Origin of the sequence: Kangiella taiwanensis, from assembly GCF_020005165.1 — a bacterium.
Lineage (GTDB): Bacteria > Pseudomonadota > Gammaproteobacteria > Enterobacterales > Kangiellaceae > Kangiella > Kangiella taiwanensis.
The window spans coordinates 1-2,500 of record NZ_JAHCLT010000006.1; the positions used below are offsets into that span (position 1 = coordinate 1).

At 48.7% G+C, this 2,500-nt stretch carries 2 rRNA genes (1 of these 2 cut by a window edge); both read right to left on the reverse strand.

Going from position 1 to position 2,500, the window contains the following annotated elements:
• Positions 1-596 precede the first annotated feature (596 nt).
• A 5S ribosomal RNA gene (gene rrf / locus KFK88_RS11825) occupies positions 597-712 on the reverse strand.
• A gap of 140 nt (positions 713-852) precedes the next feature.
• A 23S ribosomal RNA gene (locus KFK88_RS11830) occupies positions 853-2,500 on the reverse strand (it continues 1,243 nt past the right edge of the window).

Consider the following 2,500-nt stretch of genomic DNA (forward strand, 5'->3'; position numbering starts at 1 on the left):
CTTTTGGTATTGTTTGCTGCATAAAGACTCCCATAAAATCCTCAAATAATTATACAGAAAGATAACGATAAAGATATGAGAATAGAGGCCATTTGCATACTGACATAACGCTATACAAACATGACCCTTTTCATCCATATAACAAAAAAGCCCTAGCATTGCTGCTAGGGCCTTGTTGTTTAGCGCTCACGTGCCTTTTAGGGTATGGCGATGACCAACAATGATTCAAGAAATCCTGTCACGAACCTAAAGATGGACTAAAGTCTATGCAAATTTTTTAGCCAAATTTGTCACAAGACCAAAAGAAGTACCTTTAGGGATGGTGCCGAGCTAATATGATAATAATCACTAAATCATAGATATAAAAAAAGCCCAGTCGTTAGACTGGGCATTAGTATAAGCGCTTGGCTCCTCTGCGCTTCGCTGGAGCCAGGGGCTCGACAGAATCTCGCCCATTTCCTCGGAGCAAAGCAAAATTCTTTGCTTTGCTTATTCCCTCGTAAATCCTACTCCACATGGGAACCCATGTGAGAGTTAACTTTTCGAACATGTAACAAAAAAGCCCTAGCATTACTGCTAGGGCTTTGTTGTTAAGCGCTTGGCGATGACCTACTCTCACATGGGGAAGCCCCACACTACCATCGGCGATGAGTCGTTTCACTTCTGAGTTCGGCAAGGGATCAGGTGGTTCCAACTCTCTATGGTCGCCAAGCAAAAATGTTTGGATAATGACCTAAGTCTTAATAATTTGGCAGAAGAAGTTTTAAATCTGTAAGTAAGATGTTGCAGTATTCAGCACGCTTTCTATGTTTTTGTTTGCTGACCTACATAACCCAATACACTTGGGGTTATATAGTCAAGCCTCACGAGCAATTAGTACAAGTTAGCTTAACGCCTCTCAACGCTTCCACACCTTGCCTATCAACGTCGTAGTCTACAACGGCTCTTTAGGAGACTTAAAGTCTCAGGGAGATCTCATCTTGGAGGGGGCTTCCCGCTTAGATGCTTTCAGCGGTTATCCTGTCCGAACATAGCTACCGGGCAATGCCACTGGCGTGACAACCCGAACACCAGAGGTTCGTCCACTCCGGTCCTCTCGTACTAGGAGCAGCTCTCCTCAAATCTCCAGCGCCCACGGCAGATAGGGACCGAACTGTCTCACGACGTTCTGAACCCAGCTCGCGTACCTCTTTAAATGGCGAACAGCCATACCCTTGGGACCGGCTACAGCCCCAGGATGAGATGAGCCGACATCGAGGTGCCAAACACTACCGTCGATATGAACTCTTGGGTAGTATCAGCCTGTTATCCCCGGAGTACCTTTTATCCGTTGAGCGATGGCCCTTCCATTCAGAACCACCGGATCACTATGACCTACTTTCGTACCTGCTCGACGTGTCTGTCTCGCAGTTAAGCTGGCTTGTGCCATTACACTAACCTCATGATTTCCGACCATGATTAGCCAACCTTCGTGCTCCTCCGTTACTCTTTGGGAGGAGACCGCCCCAGTCAAACTACCCACCACACACTGTCCTCGATCCGGATAACGGACCTGAGTTAGAACTCAAAAGCTACCAGGCTGGTATTTCAAGGACGACTCCACATCATCTAGCGACAACGCTTCAAAGTCTCCCAGCTATCCTACACAAATAGGTTCTAAGTCCAGTGTGAAGCTGTAGTAAAGGTTCACGGGGTCTTTCCGTCTAGCCGCGGGAACACTGCATCTTCACAGCGAGTTCAATTTCACTGAGTCTCGGGTGGAGACAGTGTGGCCGTCGTTACGCCATTCGTGCAGGTCGGAACTTACCCGACAAGGAATTTCGCTACCTTAGGACCGTTATAGTTACGGCCGCCGTTTACCGGGGCTTCGATCAAGAGCTTCTCCGAAGATAACCCCATCAATTAACCTTCCGGCACCGGGCAGGCGTCACACCCTATACGTCCACTTTCGTGTTTGCAGAGTGCTGTGTTTTTGATAAACAGTCGCAGCCACCTGGTATCTTCGACCAGCCTCAGCTTAGGGAGTAAATCCCATCACCAAAGCCGGCGCACCTTCTCCCGAAGTTACGGTGCCATTTTGCCTAGTTCCTTCACCCGAGTTCTCTCAAGCGCCTTAGTATTCTCTACCTGACCACCAGTGTTGGTTTGGGGTACGGTCGGTGTTTATCTGAAGTTTAGAAGATTTTCCTGGAAGCATGGCATCAACCACTTCTCGCCCTTGGGCGATCGTCATCAGCTCTCGGCCTTAAAGAGACCCGGATTTACCTAAGTCTCAAGCCTACCACCTTAAACGCGGACAACCGTCGCCGCGCTGGCCTAGCCTTCTCCGTCTCTCCATCACAATAAACACCGGTACAGGAATATTAACCTGTTTCCCATCGACTACGCATCTCTGCCTCGCCTTAGGGGCCGACTCACCCTGCTCCGATTAACGTCGAACAGGAACCCTTGGTCTTCCGGCGTGCGGGTTTTTCACCCGCATTAACGTTACTCATGTCAG